The organism is Pseudomonas sp. IPO3774 (assembly GCF_013386835.1).
In the GTDB taxonomy this organism is placed as follows: domain Bacteria; phylum Pseudomonadota; class Gammaproteobacteria; order Pseudomonadales; family Pseudomonadaceae; genus Aquipseudomonas.
On the sequence record NZ_JACAQY010000014.1, the window covers coordinates 41,504 to 67,300 of the forward strand.

Sequence of the window (25,797 nt, forward strand, 5' to 3'; positions counted from 1 at the left end):
CCACAGCAAGCTCCCTCGCCAGCAAGCTCCCTGGCCACAAGGACAATCAGGTGATCTTAAGGGGCGGAGGCGCTGTTCCCGATATACAGCTGGATGATTTCATCAATCTCCCCGGACATTTTCATCCGCAGCAACGTGCGCAGGATCTGCTGCCCCGGCACCTGCGGGTCGTTGCGCACATAGCAGCCCAGGCGTTGCTCCTCGATCACGGCCACCGTATGCAGGCGCTGTGTGGGCGGTAATTGCTGATTGAAGCGGTCAAGGATCCATTCGTTGATCACTGCATAGTTGAAGCGTCCGGCCACCAGTTTTTGCAGCACTTGCTCTTCACTGCGGCTGTCGTCGCGGCTGAACTGGCCGCTGGCGAAGCGCGCCTCCAGGGTCGGGTAGCTGTAGCCGAGTACCGTGCCGATGTGTTGCGGCGCAAGGCTGTCCAGTGCCACTGACGTTGAGGGCACGCGCCCGGCGGCCAGCACATTGCGCTGGACCAGCAGCGGGATGCTCCAGGTGTAGTCCCCCGACAGGTTGTTCAGCCACGCCGGTGTCACGTAGCAGCGCACGTCCACATCCCCGCGCTCCATGGCGGTGTCGATGCGCGCACGGGGCAGCACATGGAATTTCGCAGGACGGCCGACCTGGGTGGCCAGGCTCAACATCAGGTCATACAAAATCCCTTGGGTGGGCTGGCCCTGGTCAAGTTGCACCATGGGCATGGTCCAGCTGTCGGAAATGGAGAATCGCAGAGGTGCGGGTGCCGCCAGGCTGACCGTGGCAATCATCCACAAGGCGCCCAGGACTGCGCGCATAAATTCTCCGGGTTCAGCCTTTTACAGGCTTGGTCAGACCAGCTTAGTCAGATTAGACGAGCGTGCCGGATGCAATTTCCCCCTTGCTCCGCTAGCATTACCCGCTTCCGCTTCCCAGTTGCGACGGTTTTCGATGAGTTATCAGGTTCTTGCACGTAAATGGCGTCCGCGCTCGTTCCGCGAAATGGTCGGCCAGACCCATGTGCTCAAGGCTCTGATCAATGCCTTGGACAGCCAGCGGCTGCACCACGCCTACCTGTTCACCGGTACCCGCGGGGTGGGCAAGACCACCATTGCCCGCATCATTGCCAAGTGCCTGAACTGTGAAACCGGCATCACCTCGACGCCGTGTGGTACCTGCTCGGTGTGCCGGGAAATCGACGAAGGGCGTTTTGTCGACCTGATCGAGATCGACGCCGCGAGCCGCACCAAGGTCGAAGACACCCGCGAGCTGCTCGACAACGTGCAGTACGCACCGAGCCGTGGCCGCTTCAAGGTCTACCTGATCGACGAAGTGCACATGCTGTCCAGCCACTCCTTCAACGCCTTGTTGAAGACCCTGGAAGAGCCGCCGCCCTACGTCAAATTCATCCTGGCCACCACCGACCCGCAGAAACTTCCTGCAACGATTTTGTCGCGGTGCCTGCAGTTCTCCCTGAAAAACATGACCCCGGAGCGTGTGGTCGAGCATTTGACCCACGTGCTGGGTGTCGAGAACGTACCGTTCGAAGACGACGCCCTGTGGTTGCTGGGTCGTGCCGCCGACGGCTCGATGCGTGATGCCATGAGCCTTACCGACCAGGCCATCGCCTTCGGTGAAGGTAAGGTGCTGGCCGCCGACGTGCGGGCGATGCTCGGCACCCTGGACCACGGCCAGGTGTTCGACGTGCTGCACGCGTTGATCGAAGGCGACGCCAAGGCGTTGCTCGAAGCCGTGCGCCATCTGTCCGAGCAAGGCCCGGACTGGAATGGCGTGCTGTCGGAAATCCTCAATGTGCTGCACCGCGTCGCCATCGCCCAGGCCCTGCCCGAAGGTGTCGACAACGGCCACGGCGACCGCGACCGCGTGTTGGCCCTGGCCCAGGCGCTGCCGGCCGAAGACGTACAGTTCTACTACCAGATGGGCCTGATTGGGCGACGTGACCTGCCGTTGGCACCCGATCCGCGGGGCGGCTTCGAAATGGTCCTGCTGCGGATGCTGGCCTTCAGGCCCGCCGACACGGCGGATGCGCCGAGACAGCCGCTAAAGCCAGTGGGGATCAGCCAGGCCACAGTTGATTCCGCCAAACCAGTGGCTGGCCCGGCTGTTGTCGCGCCAGTGGTTGCGCCGCCTGCGCCGGTTGCACAGGCCGCCGCCCCGGTTGTCGCCGAGCCCGTGGCGCCTGTGGTGGTGCCGGAGCCGGTGGTTGAGCCTGCGCCCGTGCCTGAAGTCGATCTGCCGTGGAACGACCCGGTAGAGGCCGAGGTCGAGGTCGAGCTGCAGCCTGCCGTCGAGCCGGTGCTGGAAACCACCAGCGAGCAGCCTGAACTGACACCCATGCCCGCGCCGACCCCGGACAGCGTGGTGCCGGACGCCCCCGAGTGGGTTTCGGCCCCGGTGCCGGAGCCGACCGTTGCGCAAGTGGACGCCGCCACCCCGGGCACCGACCTCGACGACGAGCCGCCGCTGGACGAAGATTACATCGAGCCGGACATGGATTCGGCCTACAGCTACCTGGACGACCTGGCCAGCGAACACACCGCCGAGCCTGCCCCGGAGCCTGAACCCGAACCTGCCGCGATGCCGGCCACCGGCCTGGCGTTGCAATGGCTGGAGCTGTTCCCGAAACTGCCGATCTCCGGCATGACCGGCAGCATCGCCGCCAACTGCACCCTGATTGCCGTTGATGGCGACCACTGGCTGCTGCACCTGGACCCGGCCCACAGCGCCCTGTTCAACGCGACCCAGCAGCGCCGGCTCAACGATGCCCTGAACCAGTTCCACGGGCGCACGCTGACCATCAGCATCGAGCTGATCAAGCCCGAGCAGGAAACCCCGGCCCAGGCGGCGTCCCGTCGCCGGGTCAACCGCCAGCGCGAGGCTGAAGAGTCAATCCACGGTGATCCGCTCATCCAGCAGATGATGCAGCAGTTTGGCGCGGTGGTGCGGCACGATACTATTGAACCTGTAGAAGCCCCGGTACCCCAAGCGTCATAACCCGGGGCCAATAATTGATCCACGTACTTTTGAGGTGATTCCCATGATGAAAGGTGGCATGGCCGGCCTGATGAAGCAGGCGCAGCAGATGCAGGAAAAGATGGCCAAGATGCAGGAAGAACTGGCCAACGCCGAAGTCACCGGTAAAGCCGGTGGCGATATGGTCAGCGTGGTGATGACCGGTCGTCACGACATCAAGCGCGTGAGCATCGACCCAAGCGTATTGCCGGGCGTCGGCGAAGACGACCTGGAAATGCTCGAGGCGCTGTTTGCCGCGGCCGTCAACGACGCCGTGCGCAAGATCGAAGCTAACAGCCAGGACAAGATGTCCGGCGTGACCGCTGGCATGCAACTGCCACCGGGCATGAAGCTGCCGTTCTGATCTGCAAGCGCAGCACCGAAAATGCCAGGCCCCGCGCCTGGCATTTTTTTGGCCGGCTATTTTCCATACCCGTAGCAGCTGTCGAGCGCCAGCCAGGCTGCGTCGGCAGCGACTCGGTCCCACGTCTGGCATGAAAGCAGCGGTGCGGCTAACGTAGCCTCGCTGGCGCTCGACAACGGCTACTGCGAGAGTTTTGTCGAACCCTGGACCCTGTGTTGGGGTCTGCACCCTATACCGTTGAATTCAATCACCGATAGAAGGAGCCTCGCTGATGTCCGAAGCATTGACCCTCAACCAGCGCATTGTGCTGGTCTCACGCCCCCACGGCGCACCGGTGCCGGAAAACTTTCGCCTGGAGCGCGTCGCGCTGCCGGAACTGGCCGACGGCCAGGTTTTGCTGAAGACCCTTTACCTGTCCCTGGATCCCTACATGCGCGGGCGCATGAGTGATGCGCCGTCCTACGCCGCACCGGTAGAAATCGACGAAGTGATGACCGGTGGCGCTGTCAGCCGCATCGAACAGTCCCGCAATCCGAAGTTCGAGGTGGGTGACCTGGTGGTCGGTTCCACCGGCTGGCAGAGCCACAGCATCTCCGATGGGCGCAACCTGATCCCGGTACCGAAGGGACTGGCCAGCCCGTCCATGGCCCTGGGTGTGCTGGGTATGCCCGGCATGACCGCCTATATGGGCCTCACCGATATCGGCCAGCCCAAGTCCGGGGAAACCCTGGTGGTGGCGGCCGCTTCCGGTGCGGTGGGCTCGGTGGTGGGCCAGGTGGCGAAGATCAAGGGGCTGCGGGTGGTCGGTGTGGCGGGTGGCGCCGACAAGTGCCGCTATGTGGTGGACGAGCTGGGCTTTGATGCCTGTGTCGATCACAAGAGCGACAACTTTGCCGAGGAGCTTGCCCAGGCCTGCCCCAAGGGCATCGATATCTACTTCGAAAACGTCGGCGGCAAGGTATTCGACGCGGTCGTGCCGCTGCTGAATGCCAAGGCGCGCATTCCCTTGTGTGGCCTGATCGCCGGCTATAACGCCCACGAAGCGCCCAGCGGTCCCGACCGGCTGCCGGCGTTGCAACGTACCTTGCTGACCAAGCGTGTGCGGATCCAGGGCTTTATCGTGTTCGACGACTATGGCGACCGCCAACCGGAATTCCTCAGTGCCATGGCGCCGTGGGTGCGGGATGGCAAGATCAAGTTCCGCGAGGACGTGGTGGAAGGCCTGGAGCAGGCACCTGAAGCCTTTATCGGTTTGCTGGAGGGGCGCAACTTCGGCAAGTTGGTGGTGCGGGTCGCACAAGATTGAGCATTTGACGCTAATCCGAGGCGCGGGTATAAACCGCGTCTCGTTGTTTTGTCGGACCTTTCCCCATGAGCTTCAGCCCCCTGATTCGTCAACTGATCGACGCCCTGCGCACTTTGCCAGGTGTGGGTCAGAAAACCGCCCAGCGCATGGCGCTGCAACTGCTGGAGCGTGATCGCAGCGGCGGCTCCCGACTGGCCCAGGCCCTGAGCCAGGCGATGGAAGGGGTTGGCCACTGCCGCCAGTGCCGCACCCTGACCGAGGAAGAGCTGTGCCCGCAATGCGCCGACCCGCGTCGCGACGACACGCTGCTGTGCGTGGTCGAAGGGCCGATGGATGTCTACGCGGTGGAGCAGACCGGTTACCGCGGGCGCTACTTTGTGCTCAAGGGCCACCTGTCGCCGCTGGACGGGCTGGGGCCGGAGGCGATTGGTATTCCGCAACTGGTGACGCGAATCGAGGAGCAGGGCACGTTCGTCGAGGTGATCCTGGCCACCAACCCTACGGTGGAAGGCGAAGCGACGGCCCATTACATCGCCCAGCTGCTGACCAACAAAGGCCTGATTACCTCGCGCATCGCCCACGGCGTGCCGCTGGGTGGCGAGCTGGAACTGGTGGATGGCGGGACCCTGGCGCATTCGTTTGCCGGGCGTAAGCCGATCGCCCTATAACAAACACCGCAGAACAAAATGTGGGAGCGGGCTTGCTCGCGAATGCGGTGGTTCAGTCAATGCATCTGGCGACTGATACACCGCATTCGCGAGCAAGCCCGCTCCCACATTTGTTTTGTGGCGTTCACGAGTCTTTCCTCTTGCTTGATAACCAAGCAAGCGCTTGGTAAGTTCGCTCTACCGTCCCGTGGAGCTTGCCGATGTCGGCCTATCAGGAATACTTCGACCCCAGCCACCAATTGGTCCGCGACAGCGTGCGTCGTTTCGTCGAGCGCGAGATGTTGCCGGGCATCGAGCAGTGGGAGGAAGCAGAAAGCTTCCCCCGGGAGCTGTACCTCAAGGCCGGTGCGGCGGGGATCCTGGGCATCGGTTACCCCGAAGCCCTTGGAGGCAGCCACGAAGGTGACCTGTTCGCCAAGGTCGCGGCCAGCGAAGAACTGATGCGCTGCGGCTCCGGCGGGGTAGTGGCAGGGTTGGGCTCGCTGGATATCGGCTTGCCGCCCATCGTCAAATGGGCACGGCCCGAGGTGCGCGATCGTGTGGCGCCGCAGGTGTTATCCGGCGAGAAGATCGCCGCCCTGGCCGTCACCGAGCCCGGTGGCGGCTCCGATGTCGCCAGCCTGCAGACCCGTGCTGTGCGCGACGGCGACCATTACCGGGTCAGCGGCAGCAAAACTTTTATCACCAGCGGCCAGCGTGCCGACTTCTATACCGTCGCGGTACGTACCGGGGGGCCGGGCTTTGCCGGCATCAGCCTGTTGTTGATCGAAAAGGGCACGCCTGGTTTCACCACCGGTACACCGCTGAAGAAGATGGGCTGGTGGGCGTCGGACACGGCCGAACTGTTCTTCGATGATTGCCGCGTACCCGTAGGCAATCTGATCGGCGCCGAGAACATGGGTTTCGCCTGCATCATGGGCAACTTCCAGAGCGAGCGCCTGGCCCTGGCCCTGATGGCCAATATGACTGCGCAGATGGCCCTGGAGGAAAGCCTGAAGTGGGCGGCCCAGCGCGAGGCCTTCGGCAAACCCATCGGCAAGTTCCAGGTGCTCAAGCATCGCCTGGCGGAAATGGCCACGGCGGTGGAGGTCTCGCGGGAATTCACCTACCGCCAGGCCGCCAAAATGGCCGCGGGCAAGAGTGTGATCAAGGAGATCTCGATGGCCAAGAACCTCGCCACCGACACCGCCGACCGCGTGACCTTTGATGCCGTGCAGATCCTCGGCGGCCAGGGCTACATGCGCGGAAACCTGGTGGAGCGGCTGTATCGCGACAACCGCATCCTGTCCATCGGTGGCGGGACTCGGGAAGTGATGAACGAAATCATCAGCAAGCAGATGGGCTTGTAGAAAGCGCTTTTGTGGCGAGGGAGCTGTGGCGAGGGAGCTTGCTCCCGCTGGGCTGCGTAGCGGCCCCAAGATCTTTGGGAGCGCTGCGCACTCCAGCGGGAGCAAGCTCCCTCGCCACAGCAAGCTCCCTGCCACACAAGCTCACTCGCCACACGAATCCCGGGTTATTGGTCTGTCAGGGCAAACTGCGTCAGGCAGAACGTCGCAATGCCCATGTCTTCCAGGCGCTGGGACCCACCCAGCTCCGGCAGGTCAATGATCGCCGCCGCTTCGAAAATCCGTGCGCCCATGCGCCGCGCCAGGTTGGCCGCTGCGATCAGCGTGCCGCCGGTGGCGATCAGGTCATCGAACATCAGCACCGAATCACCTTCACACAGGCTGTCGGCGTGCACTTCCAGGAAGGCTTCGCCGTATTCGGTCTGGTAACTCTCGGCCAGCACGTCAGCCGGCAATTTGCCTTGCTTGCGGAACAGGATCAGCGGTTTGTTCAACTGATAGGCAATGATCGAACCGATCAAGAAGCCCCGGGCATCCATCGCGCCGATGTGGGTGAAGTCGGCTTCGACGTAGCGGTGTACGAAGGTGTCGGCTACCAGGCGCAAGGCCTTGGGCGACTGGAACAGCGGCGTGATATCGCGAAAGATTACCCCAGGCTTGGGGAAGTCGATGACTGGGCGAATCAGGGATTTGATGTCGAACGAATCGAAGACCATCGTCGAGGAGTCCTGGGGAGGAAAGCGGACTCGAAGTATACCTGCGGCCCAGCCGATTGGCTCGGCCGCAAGCGTCTGGATCAACCGTCGAGCGAACCGCCAGCCAATGCGCAGAGCTGGATCGGGTCGAGGATATGCACTTCCTTGCCTTCGGCCGCAATCAACTCGTTCTGCTGGAAGCGGGTGAATACCCGGGACACGGTTTCCACCGCCAGGCCCAGGTAGTTGCCGATTTCGTTGCGCGACATGCTCAGGCGGAACTGGTTGGCCGAGAAACCCCGCGCGCGGAAACGTGCGGAAAGGTTGACCAGGAAAGTGGCAATACGCTCGTCGGCGGTTTTCTTCGACAACAACAGCATCATCTGTTGGTCGTCGCGGATTTCCCGGCTCATCACGCGCATCAACTGGCGACGCAATTGCGGCAGCTGCAGGGCCAGTTCATCCAGGCGTTCGAACGGGATTTCACACACCGATGTGGTTTCCAGGGCCTGGGCCGACACGGGGTGAATCTCAGTGTCCATGCCCGACAGTCCGACCAGTTCGCTCGGCAGGTGGAAGCCGGTGATCTGTTCTTCGCCGCCATCGCTCAGGCTGAAGGTTTTCAGCGCGCCAGAACGTACTGCATAAACGGAGTCAAACTTGTCGCCCTGGCGAAACAGGAACTCGCCTTTTTTCAGTGGGCGACCGCGTTTAACGATCTCGTCCAGCGCTTCCATGTCTTCCAGATTCAACGAAAGTGGCAGGCACAGGGGGGCCAGGCTGCAATCCTTGCAATGAGCCTGGCTATGAGCGCGCAGTTTAACTGGCTCGGACATTTCTTAAATCCTTGTGGGAAAACACACATAAGACGTAAGGGTAACGCACCGGGGGGCAATCAGGCCAGCGTGTACAGAAAAGCAGCAGCGGTATAAAGAATTTTGTATCGAGGTCGATACAAGATTGTCACTCCTAGAGCTGGAGGCTCAGATCATGCTTTCCATTGGCGCAACCAACCCTGCCATTGTTTCTTCGCTAACCGTGCCTGATGCGAAAAAAGACCCCGCTGCAGACGATAGAGACCAAGCGTCTTCTACCGATCGGGCCACTGACACCAAGCCCCAAGGACTGGTGGTGGATATCTCGGGGGCGGGGCTGAAAGCCTCCAAGGCCAGCACCAACTCCAACAAGGACATTGACGATAGCAACCTGAAAGACAACATCAAGCAGCTGTTGAAAATGATTCGCGAGATGAGAAAACAGCTCGCCGAGAAGATGGCTCAGCTCTCAGCTGCCATGTCCGACGCCTCAAAGACCCCGCAGGCAAGGCAGGCCAGAGTGGCCGCCTTGCAGAGTGATATCGCGACATTGCAGGCCGGCTTGATGACGGCCCAATCGCAGTTGACAAAGGCCTTGAAGGACGAGTCTCCCGAGTCGCAGCTGGAAGCGATGGCCCTGCTGGCGAAGTAGGACAGGTTCAGATTACCCGCGAAAATCGTTGCCGATTCTGGTGCTCCAGATAGGCATCGAACACCATGCACACCGAGCGTACCAGCAGGCGCCCCGCCGGCAATACGCGGATGCCCTGTGGGTCGAGTTCGATCAGTCCGTCCTCGGTCATCGCCTCCAGTTGCGGCCAGAGTTCGTCGAAATAGCCGCGAAAATCGATGTTGAAGGCCTGTTCGATCTTCTCGAAATTCAGGCTGAACGTGCAGATCAGGTGCTGGATCACTTCCCGGCGCAACCGGTCATCCGTGGTGCATAACAACCCACGGCTGGTGGCCAGTTGCGCGCCGGCGAGGGCGTTCTGGTAGTGGTTCAGGTCGCTGCTGTTCTGGCAGTACAGGTCGCCGATCTGGCTGATCGCCGACACCCCAAGCCCGATCAAATCGCAATGCCCGTGGGTCGTGTAGCCCTGGAAGTTGCGTTGCAGCGTGCCTTCTTCCTGGGCGACGGCCAATTCGTCGTCCGGCAGGGCAAAGTGGTCCATGCCGATGTAGCGGTAGCCCGCCCGGGTCAACTGCTCGATGGTGGTTTGCAGCATCAGCAGTTTTTCTGCCGGGGAGGGCAGGTCGTCGGTGTTGATCCGTCGCTGGGGCATGAACCGTTCCGGCAGGTGTGCGTAGTTGAACACCGAGAGGCGGTCGGGTTGCAGGCTGATGACTTCTTCCACGGTGCGTGCGAAATTCAGCGGTGTCTGCTTGGGCAAACCGTAGATCAGGTCGATATTGATCGAACGAAACTGCAGGGTGCGCGCTGCGTCGATCACTGCGCGGGTTTCTTCCAGGCTTTGCAGGCGGTTCACCGCACGCTGCACTTCGGGGTCCAGGTCCTGCAGGCCGATACTGACGCGGTTGAACCCCAGTTCACGCAGCAGGCCCATGGTCGCCCAGTCGGCTTCCCGTGGGTCGATTTCAATCCCGTAGTCGCCGGAGTCATCGTCCAGCAGGTTGAAGTGCTGGCGCAGGCGGCCCATGACCTGACGCAGCTCGTCATGGCTGAGAAAGGTCGGGGTGCCGCCGCCGAAGTGCAGCTGCTCCACCGGCTGTTTGGGGTCGAGGTGGCACGCCACCAACTGGATTTCCTGCTCCAGGCGTTGCAGATAGGCGTGAGCCCGGCCGCGATCCTTGGTGATGACCTTGTTGCAGGCGCAGTAGTAGCAAATGTTGGCGCAAAACGGCACATGCACATACAGCGACAGGGGCCGTACGGCCTTGCGGCTGTCGCGCAGGGCGTGGAGCAGGTCGAAGGTGCCGACCTGGCTGTCGAATTGTACGGCGGTGGGGTACGAGGTATAGCGTGGCCCCGCCAGGTCGTAGCGGTGAATCAGATCAGTGTCCCAACGAATGGCGTCGAGCATGCGGGCGTTCCCCCGGATAGGCTAGTGGGCCGAGTCTAGGGGCTGGGTGGGGAAGCCATCTTGATTTGCATCAACGGGGAGCGGCGCTATGCCACATGGCGATCTAGTGGCCCATCAGCCAGTGCTGGTGCGGCCCGGGCAAGGTCCAGATGCCGAACAGGATGACCAGCAGGCCACCGGCCATTCGCACGCTGCGTTTGCGCAATAACGCGGTGACTCGATCAGCGGCTAAGCCCGTGGCCAGCAGTACCGGCCAGGTGCCAAGGCCGAACGCGAGCATCAGCACCGCACTGTCCAGCGCATTGCCCTGGCTGGCCGCCCACAGCAACGTGCTGTAGACCAACCCGCACGGCAACCAGCCCCAGAGCGCACCCAGCAGCAACGCCCGGGGCAGGCTGGACACCGGCAGCAAACGGTTGGCAACCGGCTGGATATGGCGCCACAGGCCGCGCCCGAGGCTTTCGATACGGGTCAGGCCGCTCCACCAGCCGGCCAGGTACAAGCCCATGCAGATCAGCAACAGCCCGGCGAGGATGCGCATGAACATCGCTGCCGGACTGTTGGCCACGGCCCAGCCGGCCAGGCCGATCAGCAAGCCGGCGGTGGCGTAGCTGAGGATGCGCCCCAGGTTGTAGGCCAGCAGCAGGCGAAAGCGCCGACTGCGTTGCTCCTTGGGAATCGCCAGGGTCAGCGCGCCCATCAGGCCGCCACACATACCCAGGCAATGGCCGCCGCCCAGCAGGCCGAGGATCACCGCCGAGACCAGCAGGGGCGCCAGTTCAAGCATGGGGCGGATCTTTCGGCTTGGGCGGTTGTTCAGGGCCGTTGGCTTCATCGACGGCCGCCAGGTGGTTCGGGTCCTGGTCATCGAACAGCACGCTGTGGGCCGGGCCATCGAGGTCGTCGTACTGGCCGCTGTCCACCGCCCAGAAGAAGATGTAAATGGCGATGGCAACGATCAACAGCGCCGCCGGGATCATCACGTAAAGAGCTGGCATCTGCACTCCATGCCCGCGCGGCTCAAGCCGGCAGCGGGCGGGTTACGGGGGCGGGGCTCACGGCTGGCGTGCTCGGCATGCGAGTCAGGCGCAGGGCATTGAGCACCACGGTCAACGAACTGAGGGACATGCCGATCGCCGCCCAGATGGGAGTGATCCAGCCGAGGGCGGCAAACGGCAACATCAGGCCATTGTACAGCCCGGCCCACAGCAGGTTTTCAATGATTACCCGGCGGGTGCGCCGGGCCAGGGTAAAGGCTTGTACCAGGGCGTTGAGGCGGTTCGACAGCAACACCGCGTCGGCGCTGGTCTTGGCCAGGTCGGTGGCCGAGCCCATGGCCACGCTGATATCGGCGGCGGCCAGCACCGGCACATCGTTGACGCCATCGCCGAGCATCAGCACCTTGCGGCCTTCCTTGTGCAACTGTTGCAGCATTTGCAGCTTGTCATCGGGGCGCAGGCCCCCATGGGCTTCGTCGATGCCCAGCTCGGCGGCGACACTGGCAACCATCGGCGAGCTGTCTCCCGACAGCAGCAACGTGCGCCAGCCGCGTGCCTTGCAGGCGGCGAGCAAGGCGGGCGCGTCGCTGCGCAGGCGGTCATCCAGGACAAACCAGGCCAGGGCGCCGTCGGTGTCGCCCAGCAGCAGCCATTGGCCGGCTTCCTTCGGCGAGGCGGGAAGGGCGCAGCCGCTCAGCTCGCAGACAAAACCCGGCTGGCCAATGCGCAACCGGCGGTTACCGACGCGGCCTTCCAGGCCCAGGCCCGGCGTGCTGAGCACTTCATCCGCCGCCAACGGCGCGCGGCCGAATGCGCGGGCGATCGGATGTTCCGAACGTTGCTCCAGCGCCGCCGCAAGGCTCAGGCACTCGTCGCTGCCCAGCAGGCTCAACGGGCGGATCGCGCGCAACGCCAGGCGACCTTCGGTAAGGGTGCCGGTCTTGTCGAAAATCACCGTGTCGATCTGGTTCAGGCCTTCCAGCACGTGGCCGCGGGTCAGCAGCAGGCCGAGTTTGTGCAGGGTGCCGGTGGCTGCCGTCAGGGCGGTGGGTGTTGCCAGTGAGAGGGCGCAAGGGCAGGTCGCAACCAGCATCGCCAGGACGATCCAGAACGCCCGTGACGAATCCAGCTCCCACCACACCAGGCCGATGACCGCAGCGGCGACCAACGAGCACAACAGGAACCATTGGGCGGCGCGGTCGGCGATCTCCGCCAGCCGGGGTTTCTCCGCCTGGGCCCGCTCCAGCAGGCGCACGATGGCCGACAGGCGCGTGTCGTGGCCCAGGGCGCGGACTTCGACGGTCAGCGCACCTTCGACGTTGAGGGTGCCGGCAGTGACGGCATCGCCGACCTGGCGTGGTTGCGGCAGGTACTCGCCGGTCAGCAGCGATTCGTCGATGCTCGACTGGCCGCCGAGGATGATGCCGTCTGCCGGCAGCACCGCCCCCGGATGCACCAGTACCCGGTCGCCCAGGGCCAGTTCGCTGAGCAGGATCCGTTCACTTTGCCCGTCGGCACTCATGCGCAGGCACGAGGCTGGCAACAGGTTGACCAATTGCGCGGTGGCTGCCGCCGTACGTTCCCGGGCGCGACGCTCCAGGTAACGCCCGGCCAGCAGGAACAGGGCAAACATGCCGACTGCATCGAAATACAGTTCGCCGGTGCCGGTGATGGCGGTCCAGATTCCGGCCAGGTAGGCACCGCCAATGGCCAGGGACACCGAAACATCCATGGTCAGGTGGCGGGTGCGCAGGTCGCGCATCGCCCCCTTGAAAAACGGTGCGCAGCTGTAGAACACGATGGGCGTTGTCAGAAACATCGCGACCCAGCGCAGGATCACGTGCAGCTCCGGGCTCAGGTCGATATTGAATTCCGGCCAGGTGGCCATCGTCGCCATCATCGCCTGGAACCACAGCAGCCCGGCCACCCCCAGTTGACGCAGGGCCAGGCGGTTTTCGCTGGCCAGTTGTTCAGCGGCACGGTCGGCTTGATACGGGTGGGCGGCGTAGCCGATGTAGCGCAACTCGCCGAGCAGTTGGCTCAGTGGCAGTTGCCCATCGGCCCAACGCACGTGCAGGCGGTGGTTGGACAGGTTCAGCCGCGCCTCGGCCACGGCGGGCAGGCTGCGCAGGTGTTTTTCGATCAGCCAGCCACAGGCGGCGCAACTGATGCCTTCCATCAACAGTGTGGCTTCCGACAGGTCACCGTCGTGGCGCACGAAAGGCTTTTGCACATCGGCACGGTCATACAGCGCCAGCTCGTCCACCAGTTGCACCGGCAGCGCCTCGGGGTTGGCCGAGGCTTCGCTGCGGTGCTGGTAATAGCTTTCCAGGCCACCGGCGACAATTGCCTCGGCCACCGCCTGGCAGCCCGGGCAGCACAGCTCGCGGGGCTCGCCGAGGATCACGGCAGTGAACCGGCTGCCGGGCGGCACGGGCAGGGCGCAGTGGTAGCAAGGGGTCGGGGTGGTCATGGCTCAGTTCCGATGATCGTTCCCACGCTCTGCGTGGGAACGCTTCGCTGGACGCTCCGCGTCCGCTCTTGTGACGCGGAGCGTCACGGGATGCATTCCCACGCAGAGCGTGGGAGCGATCAAACAGGTGACGCTCTATTTTTTCAGGTCTTCAGCACCCTGCAGCGGCTCGTCGCCCAGCAGCAAGTCCTTGTCATGGCTGACCTGTTCTTCTTCAAACATACGCCAGGTCCGGTCGCCTTCCACCCCCAGCAGCTCGACGAAGCGGCGGCCTTCGACCTGGTCGGTCACCTGGCCGATGTAGCGGCCGGGCTCGCTGTCGCTGCGGGTCAGGATGATCTTGCGATCCTTCTCCGGCTGGGTCGGCGAAATCAGGTTCAGCTCCAGGGTGCCGGGCCCGCTGTTGCCGGTCAGGTGCAATTCGACTTCGCCGGTCAACTCGTCCAGGTGCACCTTGGCCCGCAGTTGCAGAGTCTGGGCCAGCAGTTCGCGGTCCAGGGAACGGTTGATGCCTTTGCCGGCCTCGTAATAGTTGTCGTTGACCAGGTTGTCGGGGTTGTTCACCGCGATGGTCACCATGGACAAGGTCAACGTCACCGAGCAGGTCAGGATCCCAATGATGATCCAGGGCCAGAGGTGCTTGTACCAGGGGCTTGCGGCAGTAGCTGCGGGCATTGTTCGGCTCTCTATTAACGGACTTGTGGGCCGATGAATCGGCTCTTGGCTTCAATGTGGACGCTGTCGTCATCGGCATCCCTGAGGATGAATTTCACCTCGTTGGTGCTCGACGGCAGTTGTTCCGGTGCGCTCGACAACTCCACCGGCATGCTGAAGATTTCCCCGGCCGCTACCTTGATCTCGCGCCGGCCTTGCAGCTTGAGGTCTGGCAGGCCTGCGGCGTCAAGCACGTAGGTGTGGTCGCGCTGGTCCTTGTTCATGATCTTCAGGCTGTAGACGTTTTCGATCCGGCCCTCGGCGTTTTCGCGGTACAGCACGCGGTCCTTGCTGACGTCGAAACCCACCAGCGAGCGCACGAAGAAGGCGGCCACCAACAGGCTGATCATCGCCAGCAGCACCAGGGCATAACCGATCAGGCGCGGGCGCAGCTTATGGGTTTTCTGCCCGGACAGGTTGTGCTCGGTGGTGTAGCTGATCAGCCCGCGCGGGTATTCCATCTTGTCCATGATGTTGTCGCAGGCGTCGATGCAGGCCGCGCAGCCGATGCATTCAATCTGCAGGCCGTCACGGATGTCGATGCCGGTAGGGCACACCTGTACGCACATCGTGCAATCGATGCAGTCCCCCAAGCCCTGGGCCTTGTAGTCGATACCTTTTTTGCGCGGCCCACGGACTTCGCCACGGCGCGGGTCGTAGGAAACGATCATCGTGTCCTTGTCGAACATCACGCTCTGGAAACGCGCATACGGGCACATGTAGATGCACACCTGCTCGCGCAGCCAGCCGGCGTTGCCGTAGGTGGCGAGGGTGAAGAAGCCGACCCAGAAATACGACCAGCCATCCGCCTGGCCGGTGAAGAAATCGAACACCAGTTCACGGATCGGCGAAAAGTAGCCGACAAAGGTCATGCCGGTGACGAAGCCGATGATCAGCCACAGGCTGTGCTTGCCGAACTTGCGCAGGAACTTGTTGGTGCTCATCGGCGCCTTGTCCAGCTTGATGCGTTGGTTGCGGTCGCCTTCGGTGACCTTTTCGCACCACATGAAGATCCAGGTCCATACGCTTTGCGGGCAGGTGTAGCCGCACCAGACGCGGCCGGCATACACGGTGATGAAGAACAGGCCAAACGCCGCCACGATCAGGATGCCCGACAGCAGGATGAAATCCTGGGGCCAGAAAGTCGCGCCAAAAATGAAGAACTTACGTTCCGGCAGGTTCCACCAGACTGCCTGGTGGCCACCCCAGTTCAGCCACACGGTGCCGAAGTAGAGCAGGAACAAACCGGCCCCCCCGAGCATCCGCAGATTGCGGAACAAGCCGGTGAAGGCACGGGTGTAGATTTTCTCCCGCGATGCGTAGAGATCGACGGTGTTATTCGAATTTTTGGCAGGCGGGGTAACGTCATGTACCGGAATCTGGTTGCTCATCATTGCATCCCACGGCAGTGGAGATTTGCCTCGGCCAGTACGTGCCAGCCGGGGTCAAAATAGGGGTGTTGCAGTGGCCTAATGATACGCCCCTGATACCCTTCGACGGGTGCGACCTTTGGTCGCGTTGGGGGAAATCAATTGATGGTGTACGTGATCTGGGTCAATTGACTTGTGAAGTATGGACGGTTTTTTTAGCCTTACCGGTCATTCGTCCCATGGATTGATCAGCGCGACGCCGCTGGATTGAAAGTCGCCAGTGTTGCGCGTGACCACTGTCAGCCCATGAACCAGCGCGGTTGCAGCGATCAGCGCGTCACTTTCGTTGGCTTGGTCTGGCACATGCAAGCTGGCACAGCGCAGGGCAACTGCTGCATCAATCGGCAGGATTCTGGCATCAAACGCCGGTATGACATGGCGCTTGAGCCATGTGCGCAAAACCTTCCCCTGGGCGGGATCACGCCGCTCCATTCGCAGGACTCCTGTTTCCAGTTCCTTCAAGGTAATGGCTGAAATATACATCCGTGGCGCGATGACACTTTTGGCCCAGGCGACGACCTTGGCATCGGCCTGGGGTTTGCGCAGTTCAGAGATGACGTTGGTGTCGAGTAGATACATCAAGTGAAGTCCACGGGTCGATGAGTGATCACGGCGCGTTCGGTTTCGAACTCGATATCTGCCGCTTCTGGCATCACCAACAGGTCAACGATGTCGGCATTGAGGCCAGTCAGTTTTTGGTAGTCCTCAATGCTTAGCAGTACATGGGCAGGCTTGCCCCGATCAGTGATAAAAACCGGGCCTTGGCGGGCGGCTTTTTTGGCACCGCTTGTGTCTTGATTGAATTCACGGCTGGAAATGGTGGTGATGGTCATGGGGGCTAACCTCCGTATGGAGTACGAATGTAGTCACGTTACTACCTGCGGTTTTCTTGATCAATCTCAAATGTAGATGCGTTGCTGGCGGTGACGACTTTTTCGACTTGAAAACAAAACGGCCCCGCCAATCTCCACTGGCGGGGCCGTTTTTTTTCACCGCTTTTCCTCACACGGCGTCTGGCGGCTTGTTCCCATGGGACAGTCCGAAACATACGCCGCCAGCAAGTGCACCTTGCCGTTTCCCTTGCGACTTCCTGGTGTTGAGTAAGTAAATCAGGAGAGGTCTACGGGCCGGTGTGGTGGCGTTTTTATAACTGCTTTTTGCGCTGTTAAATAACCTACAACGATTGGTTAGGAAGCTGACGCTTCTGCGATATCAGTTCTTAGGCCCAAACGAGCCTTTGTTTACACAGAATGAAACGTTTGTTGTAGGAACGCTGATCGCGTTATTGCCACGCAGGAAATGCCGACGTTGAGATCAAGTCTGGATCAGTGTTCGGCAATGTTTTGTAGCAGCGCGCAGCGTTACCACGATGAAACCTTTGATGAGCAATTGTTGAACGTTATGCCTAGGTCTCTTGCGCAACGATAAATTTATTTTGTTTTGACGTTATTCAAATCGAGGAAACCAATGACCATTCAACGTGCTAATGACACGCATAATGTTGGAGCCGTTCCACCATCGGCTTCGACGCTGCCAGTATCCTCTGGCATCAGCGTAGAGCAATTCAGTAGTTGGAATGATTATCGGGTGGCCGACCGTCTACTCAGAAACTTTGATAAGTATGCCGACCCTGCGCAACCAGACTACATCACCCGCGACTCTCTACGACAGGTTGCGTATGCCTCTGCGCAGAGTGGCTACAGCAGTGACGACATGAATTTTGCCCGTTCTCTGCTGGAAAATCCTGTACTCATGGAGAAACTCGATGGGTACGGAAAGCATAAGCACGATGGCAAAATCGATCGTGAAAGTATCATAACCGTGGGTCAGAATATGGGGTTTCCCCTGGCCACGATGAGTGATAAAGAACTGGCGCAAAAGCTCCTGAATGAATATGACACCTATTACCCGGAGCGCGGTTGGGGTGGGATTGATCGCAGGGAGGGTGTGACTTACGCTTCACTGAAGAACATCGCGGATGGGACGCGTCATGATCGCGGCCCAGATGAAGCGATGGTCGCGCGGGAAATCTTGAGTCGTCCTGAGTTAGTGGCACAGTTAGGACTGACGGATTGGTCTAAATCGGCTGATCGGGGGGCGATCAACGCTGCTATTAAAAGAATGGACCAAGTGCATGAAGAACGGTAACGCCTCGTCCTCGGGGTAAGTTGAGTTCCACCAATGCCCCATTACCAAAGCCCCGCGCAGCATTGGCTGCGCGGGGCTTTTTGGTTTTAATGCTTACTGCTCCTCAGCTGCCTTGTCTCCATGGGACAGGCTGTAAACATAGGCGGCCAGCAAGTGCACCTTGTCATTGCCCTGCAACTGCTCCTGCGCAGGCATCTGGCCTTGACGGCCATAACGGATGGTCTGCTGCAGTTGCGCGAAGCTCGAACCGTAGATGAACGCGCCAGGGTGGGTCAGGTCAGGCGCGCCCATGGCCGGTGTACCTTTACCGGCGGGACCGTGGCACGCCACGCAGTTGGCGGCGAAGAGTTTCTCGCCGTTGGCCACGTCTGCCTTCGCGCCTTCCGGCAATTTGCGGCCATCGAGGTTGGTCACCACGAAGCCGGCCACATCGGCCACGCCTTGCTCGCCAATGACTTCGGCCCACGCCGGCATCACCGCGTGGCGGCCCTTCATGATGGTTTCCTTGATGGTGGCCGGGTCGCCGCCCCAGCGCCAGTCGGCGTCGGTCAGGTTGGGGAAGCCGTAGGCACCCTTGGCGTCGGAACCGTGGCACACCGAGCAGTTGGAGGCGAACAGGCGGCCACCCATCTTCAAGGCTTGCGGGTCCTTGGCCACTTCTTCGATCGGCATGGCGGCGAACTTGGCGAAGATCGGCCCGAACCGGGCGTCCGACTTGGCCATTTCCTTTTCCCATTCGTGCACGCCGGTCCAGCCGGTCTGGCCATTGGCAAATGGGGTTTGCTTGTCGTTGTCGAGGTAGTTGTAGCCCGGCAGCAGGCCTTTCCAGTTGCCCAGGCCAGGGTACAGCGCCAGGTAACCGAGGGCGAAGATGATGGTGCCGACGAACAGCATGAACCACCATTTGGGCAGCGGGTTGTCGTACTCCTCGATGCCGTCGAACGAGTGGCCGACGGTTTCATCGGTTTGCTCGGCGCGCTGGCCCTTGCGGGTCGACAGCAGCAGCCAGGTCAGGGCGAAAATGGTACCCAGACTGAGGACTGTGACGTACAGACTCCAGAACGTAGTCATTCTTTGTTACTCCTAGACGCTTCCACGACGTGCTTGATGGCTTCGGGATCATCCGCGAAGGGCAGCAACGTCGCGTCTTCAAACTCCGACTTGCGCTTGGGGCTGAACACCCACAAGGCCAGGCCGATAAAGGCCACCATCACGACAACGGTGCCCAGGCCTCGAATCATCCCGATATCCATCCAGATCACCGTTTGCTTTTGATGATGGTGCCAAGGCCTTGCAAGTAGGCCACCAGTGCGTCCATTTCGGTCTTGCCCTTCACGGCCGCTGCCGCGCCGGCGATGTCTTCGTCGGTGTAGGGCACGCCCAGGGTGCGCAAGACTTCCATCTTCTTGGCGGTGTCCTTGCCGTCGAGTTTGTTTTCGACCAGGAACGGGTACGCCGGCATTTTCGATTCGGGCACCACGTTGCGCGGGTTGTACAAGTGCGCACGCTGCCAGTCATCGGAGTAACGACCGCCGACCCGGGCCAGGTCCGGGCCGGTACGCTTGGAACCCCACAGGAATGGGTGGTCCCACACGCTTTCACCGGCGACCGAGTAGTGGCCGTAGCGTTCGGTTTCGGCGCGGAACGGGCGGATCATCTGCGAGTGGCAGCCGACACAACCGTTGGCGATGTAGACGTCGCGGCCTTCCAGTTCAAGGGCGGTGCGCGGCTTCATGCCTTCCACCGGCTTGTTGGTCACGTCCTGGAAAAACAGCGGAACGATCTGGGTCAGGCCGCCGATACTCACGGCGATGACCATGAAGAAGGCCAGCAGGCCGATATTCTTCTCGACTACTTCATGCTTCATCAGTGAGCTCCCACAACGGCGATCTTGGTAGCGGCTTCGGCTTCTACAGGGTCGGAGGCACGCACGGTGCGCCACACGTTGTAGGCCATGAACAGCATGCCGCTGGCAAAGATCGCACCGCCCAGGGCGCGCACGATGTAACCCGGATGGCTGGCTTGCAGCCCTTCGACGAAGGAGTAGGTGAGGGTGCCGTCATCGTTGATTGCACGCCACATCAGGCCCTGGGTGATGCCGTTGACCCACATCGAGGCGATGTAGAGCACGGTACCGATGGTGGCCAGCCAGAAGTGCGTGTTGATCAGGCTGACGCTGTGCATCTGCGCACGGCCGAACAGTTTCGGGATCATGTGGTACAGCGCGCCGATGGAAATCATCGCTACCCAACCGAGGGCGCCGGCGTGTACGTGGCCGATGGTCCAGTCGGTGTAGTGGGACAGCGAGTTGACCGTCTTGATGGCCATCATCGGGCCTTCGAAGGTCGACATGCCGTAGAACGCCAGGGAGACCACCAGGAACCGCAGGATCGGGTCGGTGCGCAATTTATGCCAGGCGCCCGACAGGGTCATCATGCCGTTGATCATGCCGCCCCAGCTTGGCGCGAGCAGGATGATCGACATCGCCATGCCCAGGGACTGGGCCCAGTCCGGCAATGCGGTGTAGTGCAGGTGGTGCGGACCGGCCCAGATGTACAGGGTGATCAGGGCCCAGAAGTGCACGATGGACAGGCGATAGGAGTAGATCGGACGCTCGGCCTGTTTCGGCACGAAGTAGTACATCATCCCCAGGAAGCCGGTGGTGAGGAAGAAACCTACGGCGTTGTGGCCGTACCACCACTGAATCATTGCGTCCGTCGCACCGGCGTAGGCCGAGTAGGACTTGAAGAAGCTGACCGGCAAGGACGCATGGTTGACGATATGCAGCATCGCCGTCACCAGGATAAACGCCCCGTAGAACCAGTTGCCGACATAGATGTGCTTGGTCTTGCGCTTGACGATGGTGCCGAAGAACACCACTGCGTAGGTCACCCAGACAATCGCCAGCAAAATGGCGATCGGCCATTCCAGCTCGGCGTATTCCTTGGTGGTGGTGTAGCCCAGCGGCAGGGTGACGATCGCGCCCACGATGACCGCTTGCCAACCCCAGAAGGTAAAGGCCGCCAGTGCATCGGAAATCAGTCGCGTTTGGCAGGTTCGCTGCACGACGTAATAAGAAGTGGCAAACAGTGCACATCCACCGAAGGCGAAAATCACCAGGTTGGTGTGCAACGGGCGCAGGCGTCCAAATGTCGTCCATGGCAGGCCAAAATTCAACTCTGGCCAAACCAGTTGCGAGGCAATGAAAACGCCGAGCCCCATGCCAAGGATCCCCCAGACCACCGTCATGATGGCGAACTGGCGGACTACCTTATAGTTATAAGCAGTCGGACTGATTGCTGTGCTCATTCTAAGGTTCCACGGTTTAGTTTTTTTATAGGGTAAAAATCGGTCGCAAGTATGGAGAAAGCAAGATTCCATTGCAACGCAAGGTGACCTGCGTCAATGCGTTCCAAACCAGATTCTGCGCCCTTTCCATGTTTGGCGTAAGGACAAAATTCAGGGTTAAAAGCTGACGACTTGGACAGGATTTTAAACGGGTCGAAGGTACTTGTAACTGAGTGTGTGTAAACAAGCAGCTCGGGTGACGAATGGCCAGTGGCACGACAGCCGGTAAGTACCAGCCTTTGCGCCTGTCATCGAGCAGAAATGTTTCAACCCATCGAGTGCAAGTCGGCCGTCGACCGGCCAATGCCAGTCCACTGTGCAAACAAGCGTAGACCCGAATGGCAGGAGGGGAAAGTCAGCGATCGGAAGGGTGCGACAATGGGTCGCAAAAAAGCCGCGCCTGAATCAGGCGCGGCTTTTGGGTGGTGCAGGATTACTCGGGTTGGCTGTCAGGCGTTGCGCCATCAGCATTGTGGGACAGGCTGTAAACATAGGCGGCCAGCAGGTGCACCTTGTCATTGCCTTGCAGTACTTCCTGCGCAGGCATCTGGCCCTGGCGGCCGTGGCGAATGGTCTGCTGCAACTGCGCCAGGCTGGTGCCGTAGATAAAGCCACCTGGCTGCGTCAGGTTCGGCGCGCCCATGGCTTCCACGCCATGGCCTTCCGGCCCGTGGCAGGCGACACAGGTGGTGCTGAATGCCACTTGGCCCGCGGCGACATCCGCGGTGCTGTCCGCCGGCAGCGGCAGGCCTGCCAATTCATGGCGCACATAGGCTGCGACGTTCTTCACACCGTCCTCACCCAGCACTTCACCCCAGGCCGGCATCGCGGCATGACGGCCATTCATGATGGTCATCTTGATTGCATCCGCCGAACCGCCCCAGCGCCAGATGTTGTCTGCAAGGTTCGGGAAGCCGTAGGCGCCCTTGGCGTCCGAGCCATGGCACACCGCGCAGTTGGAGGCGAACAGGCGGCCGCCCATTTTCAGCGCCTGCGGGTCCTTGGCAACTTCTTCCACCGGCATGGCCGCGAATTTGGCGAAGATCGGCCCGAATTTGGCGTCGGCCTTGGCCATCTCCTTGTCCCATTCCTTGGTCTGGGTCCAGCCATCTTCATAGCCCGGCAATACGCCTTTCCAGTTGCCCAGGCCCGGGTAGAGGATCAGGTAGCCGACGGCAAACACCAGGGTGCCGGCGAACAGCATGAACCACCATTGTGGCAGCGGGTTGTCGTACTCCTCGATCCCGTCGAAGGCGTGGCCCATGGTCTGGTCCACGCTGCCCTTGGTCTCGCCCTTGCGGGTGCCGATCAACAGCCAGGTCAGGCCGATCAGGCTGCCGAGGGTCAGTACACAGATCCATGTACTCCAGAAGGTAGTCATGGCCGGTTGCTCCTTGTTGCAGGCTCTTCTTGAGCGTCGGGGGTTGGCGGTAGCGGTTCATCGGCAAACGGCAGCAGGCACGCCTCGGCGAACTCTGCGTTGCGCCGGGAGTTGAACACCCACAGCGACAGGCCGATGAAGGCGATGGCCACGACCAGCGTGCCAAGCCCGCGGATGGTTCCAGCGTCGAATTCAAATCCCATGGCTCACCTCTTGCTCTTGATGGCAGTGCCGAGCACTTGCAGGTACGAAACCAGCGCGTCCATCTCGGTCTTGCCCTTGAGGGAGGCCACGGCACCGGCGATGTCGTCGTCGGTGTACGGCACGCCGAGGGTGCGCATCACCTTGAGCTTGGTCTCGGTGTGGCTGCTGTCGACCGGGGCGGTGACCAGCCATGGGTACGCCGGCATCTTCGATTCCGGTACCACGTTGCGCGGGTTGTACAAGTGCGCGCGGTGCCAGTCGTCCGAGTAGCGCGCGCCGACGCGGGCCAGGTCCGGCCCGGTGCGCTTGGAGCCCCACAGGAACGGGTGATCCCACACGCTTTCACCGGCCACCGAGTAGTGGCCATAACGCTCGGTTTCGGCGCGGAACGGGCGGATCATCTGCGAGTGGCACTGAACGCAACCTTCGCGGATATAGATGTCGCGGCCTTCCAGTTGCAGCGCGGTATAGGGCTTCATGCCTTCCACCGGCTTGTTGGTCACATCCTGGAAGAACAGCGGCACAATCTGGGTCAGGCCGCCGATACTCACGGCGAGCACCATCAGCAGCATCAGCAGGCCGACGTTCTTTTCAATGGTTTCGTGTTTCATCATCGACTCCTCAGGCCATCTGCGCCGCAGCGGCGACTTCGGCGGGTTGTGCCGAACGCACGGTGCGCCAAGTGTTGTAAGCCATCAGGAACATGCCGCTGAGGAAGATCGCCCCGCCCACCAGTCGCACGATGAAGCCTGGGTGGCTGGCCACCAGGGTTTCGACGAAGGAGTAGGTCAAGGTGCCGTCTTCGTTGACTGCACGCCACATCAGGCCCTGGGCGATGCCGTTGACCCACATCGAGGCGATGTAGAGCACGGTGCCGATGGTGGCCAGCCAGAAGTGCGCGTTGATCAGGCCGAGGCTGTACATCTGCTCGCGACCGAAGATTTTCGGGATCATGTGATACAGCGCGCCGATGGAGATCATCGCTACCCAACCCAGCGCCCCGGCGTGTACGTGGCCGATGGTCCAGTCGGTGTAGTGGGAGAGGGCGTTGACCGTCTTGATCGCCATCATCGGCCCTTCAAAGGTCGACATGCCGTAGAACGCGAGAGACACGACAAGGAAGCGCAGGATCGGGTCGCTGCGCAACTTATGCCAGGCGCCCGACAGGGTCATCATCCCGTTGATCATCCCGCCCCAGCTCGGTGCCAGCAGTACCAGCGACATCACCATGCCCAGGGACTGTGCCCAGTCCGGCAGCGCGGTGTAGTGCAAGTGGTGCGGGCCGGCCCAGATGTACAGGGTGATCAGTGCCCAGAAGTGCACGATGGACAGGCGATAGGAATACACCGGGCGTTCGGCCTGTTTCGGCACGAAGTAGTACATCATCCCCAGGAAGCCGGCGGTGAGGAAAAAGCCTACCGCGTTATGCCCATACCACCACTGCACCATGGCATCCGTCGCACCGCCGTACAGCGAGTAGGACTTGGTCAGGCTGACCGGGATTTCCAGGTTGTTGACGATATGCAGGATGGCCACGGTGATGATGAACGCACCGAAGAACCAGTTACCGACGTAGATGTGCTTGGTGTTGCGCTTCATCACCGTGCCGAAGAACACGATGGCATAGGCCACCCAGACGATGGTGATCAGGATGTCGATCGGCCATTCCAGCTCGGCGTATTCCTTGGAGCTGGTGTAGCCCAGCGGCAAGGTGATCGCGGCCAGCACAATCACCAGCTGCCAGCCCCAGAAGCAGAACTGCGCGATCTTTGGCGCGAACAATTGGGTCTGGCAGGTGCGTTGCACCGAGTAGAAGGAGCTGGCAAACAGCGCGCAACCGCCAAAGGCAAAGATCACCGCGTTGGTGTGCAGCGGGCGCAAGCGGCCGAAACTGGTCCAGGGCAAATTGAAGTTGAGTTCGGGCCATACCAACTGGGCAGCGAGAAAAACCCCGAGCCCCATGCCGACGATGCCCCACACCACCGTCATAATGGCGAATTGGCGGACCACCTTGTAGTTATAGGCGGTACTTAAAGTAGTGTTCATGGTTCCCCATCCACGGTTCAACCCAAGCAAATGCGGCACTTGGGCTGGAGTTATAGGCAGACTAAAAAGCGAGGCAAGCATGGGCAAAGAGCACAAGGCCAGTATTGACGGGGATCAATGGGCGCAGTGTGTGCGGGAGCGCGGCTGGTTGTGGAAGGCCGCGACAGGGTCTATCGCGCGTACGCCCGCGACGCTGATCCTGGCCCACGGCGCGGGCGCGCCAATGGACTCGGGCTTTATGGAAGACATGGCTGCACGCCTTGCGGGGCATGGCGTGAACGTATTGCGCTTCGAGTTTCCGTACATGGCCCAGCGTCGTGTGGATGGCGGTAAACGTCCGCCGAACCCGGCGCCGAAACTGCTGGAATGCTGGCGTGAGGTGTATGCCGAGGTGCGACGTCATGTCGCTGGGAAACTGGCCGTTGGCGGCAAGTCCATGGGCGGGCGGATGGCCAGTTTGTTGGCGGATGAATTGGGTACGGACGCGCTGGTGTGCCTGGGTTATCCGTTCTATGCGGTGGGCAAGCCGGAGAAGCCACGGACCGAGCACCTGGCCGGGCTGAAGACGCCGACGTTGATCGTGCAGGGCGAGCGGGATGCTCTGGGCAATCGGGCGGCGGTGGAAGGGTATGTGTTGTCGCCGAGCATCGAGGTGATGTGGCTGGTGGCGGGGGATCATGATTTGAAGCCGTTGAAGGCTTCGGGGTTTAGTCATGAGCAGCATCTGGAGGCTGCGGCGGTGAAGGTGGCCGGGTTTCTCGGCGCCTGATAGGGCCCTTTCGCGAGCAAGCCCGCTCC

General features: G+C 61.4%; 27 protein-coding genes. 8 read left to right on the forward strand and 19 right to left on the reverse strand.

The annotated features are described in order from the left end of the window. Window positions 1–56: 56 nt before the first annotated feature. On the reverse strand, window positions 57–806 hold the full coding sequence (locus HYE77_RS08670) for an ABC transporter substrate-binding protein (RefSeq protein ID WP_177068670.1): 750 nt from the start codon (window positions 804–806) through the stop codon (window positions 57–59). Window positions 807–939: 133 nt separating this feature from the next. Here HYE77_RS08670 and dnaX point away from each other — a divergent pair, with 133 nt between their 5' ends. From dnaX to HYE77_RS08695, 5 genes are all read left to right on the forward strand, one after another. Continuing rightward, complete coding sequence (gene dnaX / locus HYE77_RS08675; protein WP_102368376.1) at window positions 940–3,003, forward strand: DNA polymerase III subunit gamma/tau; 2,064 nt, start codon at window positions 940–942, stop codon at window positions 3,001–3,003. 43 nt (window positions 3,004–3,046) lie between these two features. Then, entirely contained in the window at window positions 3,047–3,385 is a 339-nt protein-coding gene (locus tag HYE77_RS08680; protein ID WP_003193199.1) for a YbaB/EbfC family nucleoid-associated protein, read from the forward strand. Between the two features lie 271 nt (window positions 3,386–3,656). Continuing rightward, window positions 3,657–4,691 (forward strand): NADP-dependent oxidoreductase, encoded by a 1,035-nt coding sequence (locus HYE77_RS08685; RefSeq protein ID WP_003219050.1) that lies wholly within the window; start codon window positions 3,657–3,659, stop codon window positions 4,689–4,691. Window positions 4,692–4,756: 65 nt separating this feature from the next. After that, a complete protein-coding gene (gene recR / locus HYE77_RS08690; RefSeq protein WP_003219049.1) occupies window positions 4,757–5,359 on the forward strand; it encodes a recombination mediator RecR in 603 nt (200 codons plus the stop codon). Window positions 5,360–5,559: 200 nt separating this feature from the next. Further along, entirely contained in the window at window positions 5,560–6,708 is a 1,149-nt protein-coding gene (locus HYE77_RS08695; protein ID WP_003219047.1) for an acyl-CoA dehydrogenase family protein, read from the forward strand. Window positions 6,709–6,872: 164 nt separating this feature from the next. Here HYE77_RS08695 and HYE77_RS08700 read toward each other — a convergent pair whose 3' ends face one another. Together HYE77_RS08700 and fnr are read right to left on the reverse strand one after the other, a co-directional pair. Beyond that, window positions 6,873–7,421, reverse strand: a complete 549-nt coding sequence (locus HYE77_RS08700) for an adenine phosphoribosyltransferase (RefSeq protein WP_003219046.1) — start codon at window positions 7,419–7,421, stop codon at window positions 6,873–6,875. 80 nt (window positions 7,422–7,501) lie between these two features. Then, window positions 7,502–8,236 carry a fumarate/nitrate reduction transcriptional regulator Fnr gene (gene fnr, locus HYE77_RS08705; RefSeq protein WP_003219044.1) on the reverse strand — a complete coding sequence of 245 codons (735 nt, stop codon included), beginning with the start codon at window positions 8,234–8,236 and terminating at the stop codon, window positions 7,502–7,504. 154 nt (window positions 8,237–8,390) lie between these two features. On the opposite strand from fnr, the gene HYE77_RS08710 reads away from it, so the two are divergent. Then, on the forward strand, window positions 8,391–8,867 hold the full coding sequence (locus tag HYE77_RS08710; protein ID WP_177068671.1) for a hypothetical protein: 477 nt from the start codon (window positions 8,391–8,393) through the stop codon (window positions 8,865–8,867). Between the two features lie 7 nt (window positions 8,868–8,874). On the opposite strand, the gene hemN is transcribed toward HYE77_RS08710, so the two are convergent. From hemN to HYE77_RS08750, 8 genes are all read right to left on the reverse strand, one after another. Further along, complete coding sequence (hemN, locus tag HYE77_RS08715) at window positions 8,875–10,257, reverse strand: oxygen-independent coproporphyrinogen III oxidase (RefSeq protein ID WP_177068672.1); 1,383 nt, start codon at window positions 10,255–10,257, stop codon at window positions 8,875–8,877. A gap of 103 nt (window positions 10,258–10,360) precedes the next feature. Continuing rightward, window positions 10,361–11,044, reverse strand: a complete 684-nt coding sequence (locus HYE77_RS08720; RefSeq protein ID WP_008437566.1) for a sulfite exporter TauE/SafE family protein — start codon at window positions 11,042–11,044, stop codon at window positions 10,361–10,363. Then, a complete protein-coding gene (gene ccoS, locus HYE77_RS08725) occupies window positions 11,037–11,255 on the reverse strand; it encodes a cbb3-type cytochrome oxidase assembly protein CcoS (RefSeq protein ID WP_003219033.1) in 219 nt (72 codons plus the stop codon). Before ccoS ends, HYE77_RS08720 begins: the two co-directional genes overlap by 8 nt. A gap of 22 nt (window positions 11,256–11,277) precedes the next feature. Next, on the reverse strand, window positions 11,278–13,728 hold the full coding sequence (locus HYE77_RS08730) for a heavy metal translocating P-type ATPase (RefSeq protein WP_177068673.1): 2,451 nt from the start codon (window positions 13,726–13,728) through the stop codon (window positions 11,278–11,280). A 135-nt stretch (window positions 13,729–13,863) separates the two neighbouring features. Then, on the reverse strand, window positions 13,864–14,403 hold the full coding sequence (locus tag HYE77_RS08735) for a FixH family protein (protein WP_177068674.1): 540 nt from the start codon (window positions 14,401–14,403) through the stop codon (window positions 13,864–13,866). Window positions 14,404–14,417: 14 nt separating this feature from the next. Then, window positions 14,418–15,833: a cytochrome c oxidase accessory protein CcoG gene (gene ccoG, locus HYE77_RS08740; protein WP_134325955.1), complete on the reverse strand. Its 1,416-nt coding sequence runs from the start codon at window positions 15,831–15,833 to the stop codon at window positions 14,418–14,420. A gap of 207 nt (window positions 15,834–16,040) precedes the next feature. Beyond that, window positions 16,041–16,451: a type II toxin-antitoxin system VapC family toxin gene (locus tag HYE77_RS08745; RefSeq protein ID WP_003219026.1), complete on the reverse strand. Its 411-nt coding sequence runs from the start codon at window positions 16,449–16,451 to the stop codon at window positions 16,041–16,043. Next, on the reverse strand, window positions 16,451–16,705 hold the full coding sequence (locus HYE77_RS08750; protein WP_003219024.1) for a type II toxin-antitoxin system Phd/YefM family antitoxin: 255 nt from the start codon (window positions 16,703–16,705) through the stop codon (window positions 16,451–16,453). The genes HYE77_RS08745 and HYE77_RS08750 overlap by 1 nt, the downstream gene beginning before the upstream one ends. A gap of 634 nt (window positions 16,706–17,339) precedes the next feature. On the opposite strand from HYE77_RS08750, the gene HYE77_RS08755 reads away from it, so the two are divergent. Beyond that, window positions 17,340–18,020 (forward strand): hypothetical protein, encoded by a 681-nt coding sequence (locus HYE77_RS08755; RefSeq protein WP_023659084.1) that lies wholly within the window; start codon window positions 17,340–17,342, stop codon window positions 18,018–18,020. A 93-nt stretch (window positions 18,021–18,113) separates the two neighbouring features. On the opposite strand, the gene ccoP (HYE77_RS08760) is transcribed toward HYE77_RS08755, so the two are convergent. From ccoP (HYE77_RS08760) to ccoN (HYE77_RS08795), 8 genes are all read right to left on the reverse strand, one after another. Next, window positions 18,114–19,091, reverse strand: coding sequence for a cytochrome-c oxidase, cbb3-type subunit III (gene ccoP / locus HYE77_RS08760; protein ID WP_003219020.1), 978 nt, complete (start codon window positions 19,089–19,091; stop codon window positions 18,114–18,116). After that, on the reverse strand, window positions 19,088–19,273 hold the full coding sequence (locus HYE77_RS08765) for a CcoQ/FixQ family Cbb3-type cytochrome c oxidase assembly chaperone (RefSeq protein ID WP_008437575.1): 186 nt from the start codon (window positions 19,271–19,273) through the stop codon (window positions 19,088–19,090). The genes ccoP (HYE77_RS08760) and HYE77_RS08765 overlap by 4 nt, the downstream gene beginning before the upstream one ends. A 5-nt stretch (window positions 19,274–19,278) precedes the next feature. Then, entirely contained in the window at window positions 19,279–19,887 is a 609-nt protein-coding gene (gene ccoO / locus HYE77_RS08770) for a cytochrome-c oxidase, cbb3-type subunit II (RefSeq protein ID WP_003193167.1), read from the reverse strand. Beyond that, window positions 19,887–21,329 (reverse strand): cytochrome-c oxidase, cbb3-type subunit I, encoded by a 1,443-nt coding sequence (gene ccoN / locus HYE77_RS08775; RefSeq protein WP_003219015.1) that lies wholly within the window; start codon window positions 21,327–21,329, stop codon window positions 19,887–19,889. Before ccoN (HYE77_RS08775) ends, ccoO (HYE77_RS08770) begins: the two co-directional genes overlap by 1 nt. A gap of 472 nt (window positions 21,330–21,801) precedes the next feature. After that, window positions 21,802–22,749, reverse strand: a complete 948-nt coding sequence (gene ccoP / locus HYE77_RS08780; protein ID WP_003219014.1) for a cytochrome-c oxidase, cbb3-type subunit III — start codon at window positions 22,747–22,749, stop codon at window positions 21,802–21,804. Beyond that, window positions 22,746–22,952: a cbb3-type cytochrome c oxidase subunit 3 gene (locus tag HYE77_RS08785; protein ID WP_003219012.1), complete on the reverse strand. Its 207-nt coding sequence runs from the start codon at window positions 22,950–22,952 to the stop codon at window positions 22,746–22,748. The genes ccoP (HYE77_RS08780) and HYE77_RS08785 overlap by 4 nt, the downstream gene beginning before the upstream one ends. A 3-nt stretch (window positions 22,953–22,955) precedes the next feature. Continuing rightward, a complete protein-coding gene (ccoO, locus tag HYE77_RS08790) occupies window positions 22,956–23,564 on the reverse strand; it encodes a cytochrome-c oxidase, cbb3-type subunit II (RefSeq protein WP_003219010.1) in 609 nt (202 codons plus the stop codon). 10 nt (window positions 23,565–23,574) lie between these two features. Beyond that, window positions 23,575–24,999, reverse strand: coding sequence for a cytochrome-c oxidase, cbb3-type subunit I (gene ccoN, locus HYE77_RS08795; protein WP_003219009.1), 1,425 nt, complete (start codon window positions 24,997–24,999; stop codon window positions 23,575–23,577). A gap of 79 nt (window positions 25,000–25,078) precedes the next feature. Between ccoN (HYE77_RS08795) and HYE77_RS08800 the strand changes: the two genes are divergently transcribed. Continuing rightward, window positions 25,079–25,768 carry an alpha/beta family hydrolase gene (locus HYE77_RS08800; protein WP_177068675.1) on the forward strand — a complete coding sequence of 230 codons (690 nt, stop codon included), beginning with the start codon at window positions 25,079–25,081 and terminating at the stop codon, window positions 25,766–25,768. Window positions 25,769–25,797 lie beyond the last annotated feature (29 nt).

Bases quoted from the DNA above. Each gene is read 5' to 3' on its own strand.
- HYE77_RS08670 (WP_177068670.1), bottom strand. From the start codon at position 806: ATGCGCGCAGTCCTGGGCGCCTTGTGGATGATTGCCACGGTCAGCCTG.
- dnaX (WP_102368376.1), top strand. From the start codon at position 940: ATGAGTTATCAGGTTCTTGCACGTAAATGGCGTCCGCGCTCGTTCCGC.
- HYE77_RS08680 (WP_003193199.1), top strand. From the start codon at position 3,047: ATGATGAAAGGTGGCATGGCCGGCCTGATGAAGCAGGCGCAGCAGATG.
- HYE77_RS08685 (WP_003219050.1), top strand. From the start codon at position 3,657: ATGTCCGAAGCATTGACCCTCAACCAGCGCATTGTGCTGGTCTCACGC.
- recR (WP_003219049.1), top strand. From the start codon at position 4,757: ATGAGCTTCAGCCCCCTGATTCGTCAACTGATCGACGCCCTGCGCACT.
- HYE77_RS08695 (WP_003219047.1), top strand. From the start codon at position 5,560: ATGTCGGCCTATCAGGAATACTTCGACCCCAGCCACCAATTGGTCCGC.
- HYE77_RS08700 (WP_003219046.1), bottom strand. From the start codon at position 7,421: ATGGTCTTCGATTCGTTCGACATCAAATCCCTGATTCGCCCAGTCATC.
- fnr (WP_003219044.1), bottom strand. From the start codon at position 8,236: ATGTCCGAGCCAGTTAAACTGCGCGCTCATAGCCAGGCTCATTGCAAG.
- HYE77_RS08710 (WP_177068671.1), top strand. From the start codon at position 8,391: ATGCTTTCCATTGGCGCAACCAACCCTGCCATTGTTTCTTCGCTAACC.
- hemN (WP_177068672.1), bottom strand. From the start codon at position 10,257: ATGCTCGACGCCATTCGTTGGGACACTGATCTGATTCACCGCTACGAC.
- HYE77_RS08720 (WP_008437566.1), bottom strand. From the start codon at position 11,044: ATGCTTGAACTGGCGCCCCTGCTGGTCTCGGCGGTGATCCTCGGCCTG.
- ccoS (WP_003219033.1), bottom strand. From the start codon at position 11,255: ATGCCAGCTCTTTACGTGATGATCCCGGCGGCGCTGTTGATCGTTGCC.
- HYE77_RS08730 (WP_177068673.1), bottom strand. From the start codon at position 13,728: ATGACCACCCCGACCCCTTGCTACCACTGCGCCCTGCCCGTGCCGCCC.
- HYE77_RS08735 (WP_177068674.1), bottom strand. From the start codon at position 14,403: ATGCCCGCAGCTACTGCCGCAAGCCCCTGGTACAAGCACCTCTGGCCC.
- ccoG (WP_134325955.1), bottom strand. From the start codon at position 15,833: ATGAGCAACCAGATTCCGGTACATGACGTTACCCCGCCTGCCAAAAAT.
- HYE77_RS08745 (WP_003219026.1), bottom strand. From the start codon at position 16,451: ATGTATCTACTCGACACCAACGTCATCTCTGAACTGCGCAAACCCCAG.
- HYE77_RS08750 (WP_003219024.1), bottom strand. From the start codon at position 16,705: ATGACCATCACCACCATTTCCAGCCGTGAATTCAATCAAGACACAAGC.
- HYE77_RS08755 (WP_023659084.1), top strand. From the start codon at position 17,340: ATGACCATTCAACGTGCTAATGACACGCATAATGTTGGAGCCGTTCCA.
- ccoP (WP_003219020.1), bottom strand. From the start codon at position 19,091: ATGACTACGTTCTGGAGTCTGTACGTCACAGTCCTCAGTCTGGGTACC.
- HYE77_RS08765 (WP_008437575.1), bottom strand. From the start codon at position 19,273: ATGGATATCGGGATGATTCGAGGCCTGGGCACCGTTGTCGTGATGGTG.
- ccoO (WP_003193167.1), bottom strand. From the start codon at position 19,887: ATGAAGCATGAAGTAGTCGAGAAGAATATCGGCCTGCTGGCCTTCTTC.
- ccoN (WP_003219015.1), bottom strand. From the start codon at position 21,329: ATGAGCACAGCAATCAGTCCGACTGCTTATAACTATAAGGTAGTCCGC.
- ccoP (WP_003219014.1), bottom strand. From the start codon at position 22,749: ATGACTACCTTCTGGAGTACATGGATCTGTGTACTGACCCTCGGCAGC.
- HYE77_RS08785 (WP_003219012.1), bottom strand. From the start codon at position 22,952: ATGGGATTTGAATTCGACGCTGGAACCATCCGCGGGCTTGGCACGCTG.
- ccoO (WP_003219010.1), bottom strand. From the start codon at position 23,564: ATGAAACACGAAACCATTGAAAAGAACGTCGGCCTGCTGATGCTGCTG.
- ccoN (WP_003219009.1), bottom strand. From the start codon at position 24,999: ATGAACACTACTTTAAGTACCGCCTATAACTACAAGGTGGTCCGCCAA.
- HYE77_RS08800 (WP_177068675.1), top strand. From the start codon at position 25,079: ATGGGCAAAGAGCACAAGGCCAGTATTGACGGGGATCAATGGGCGCAG.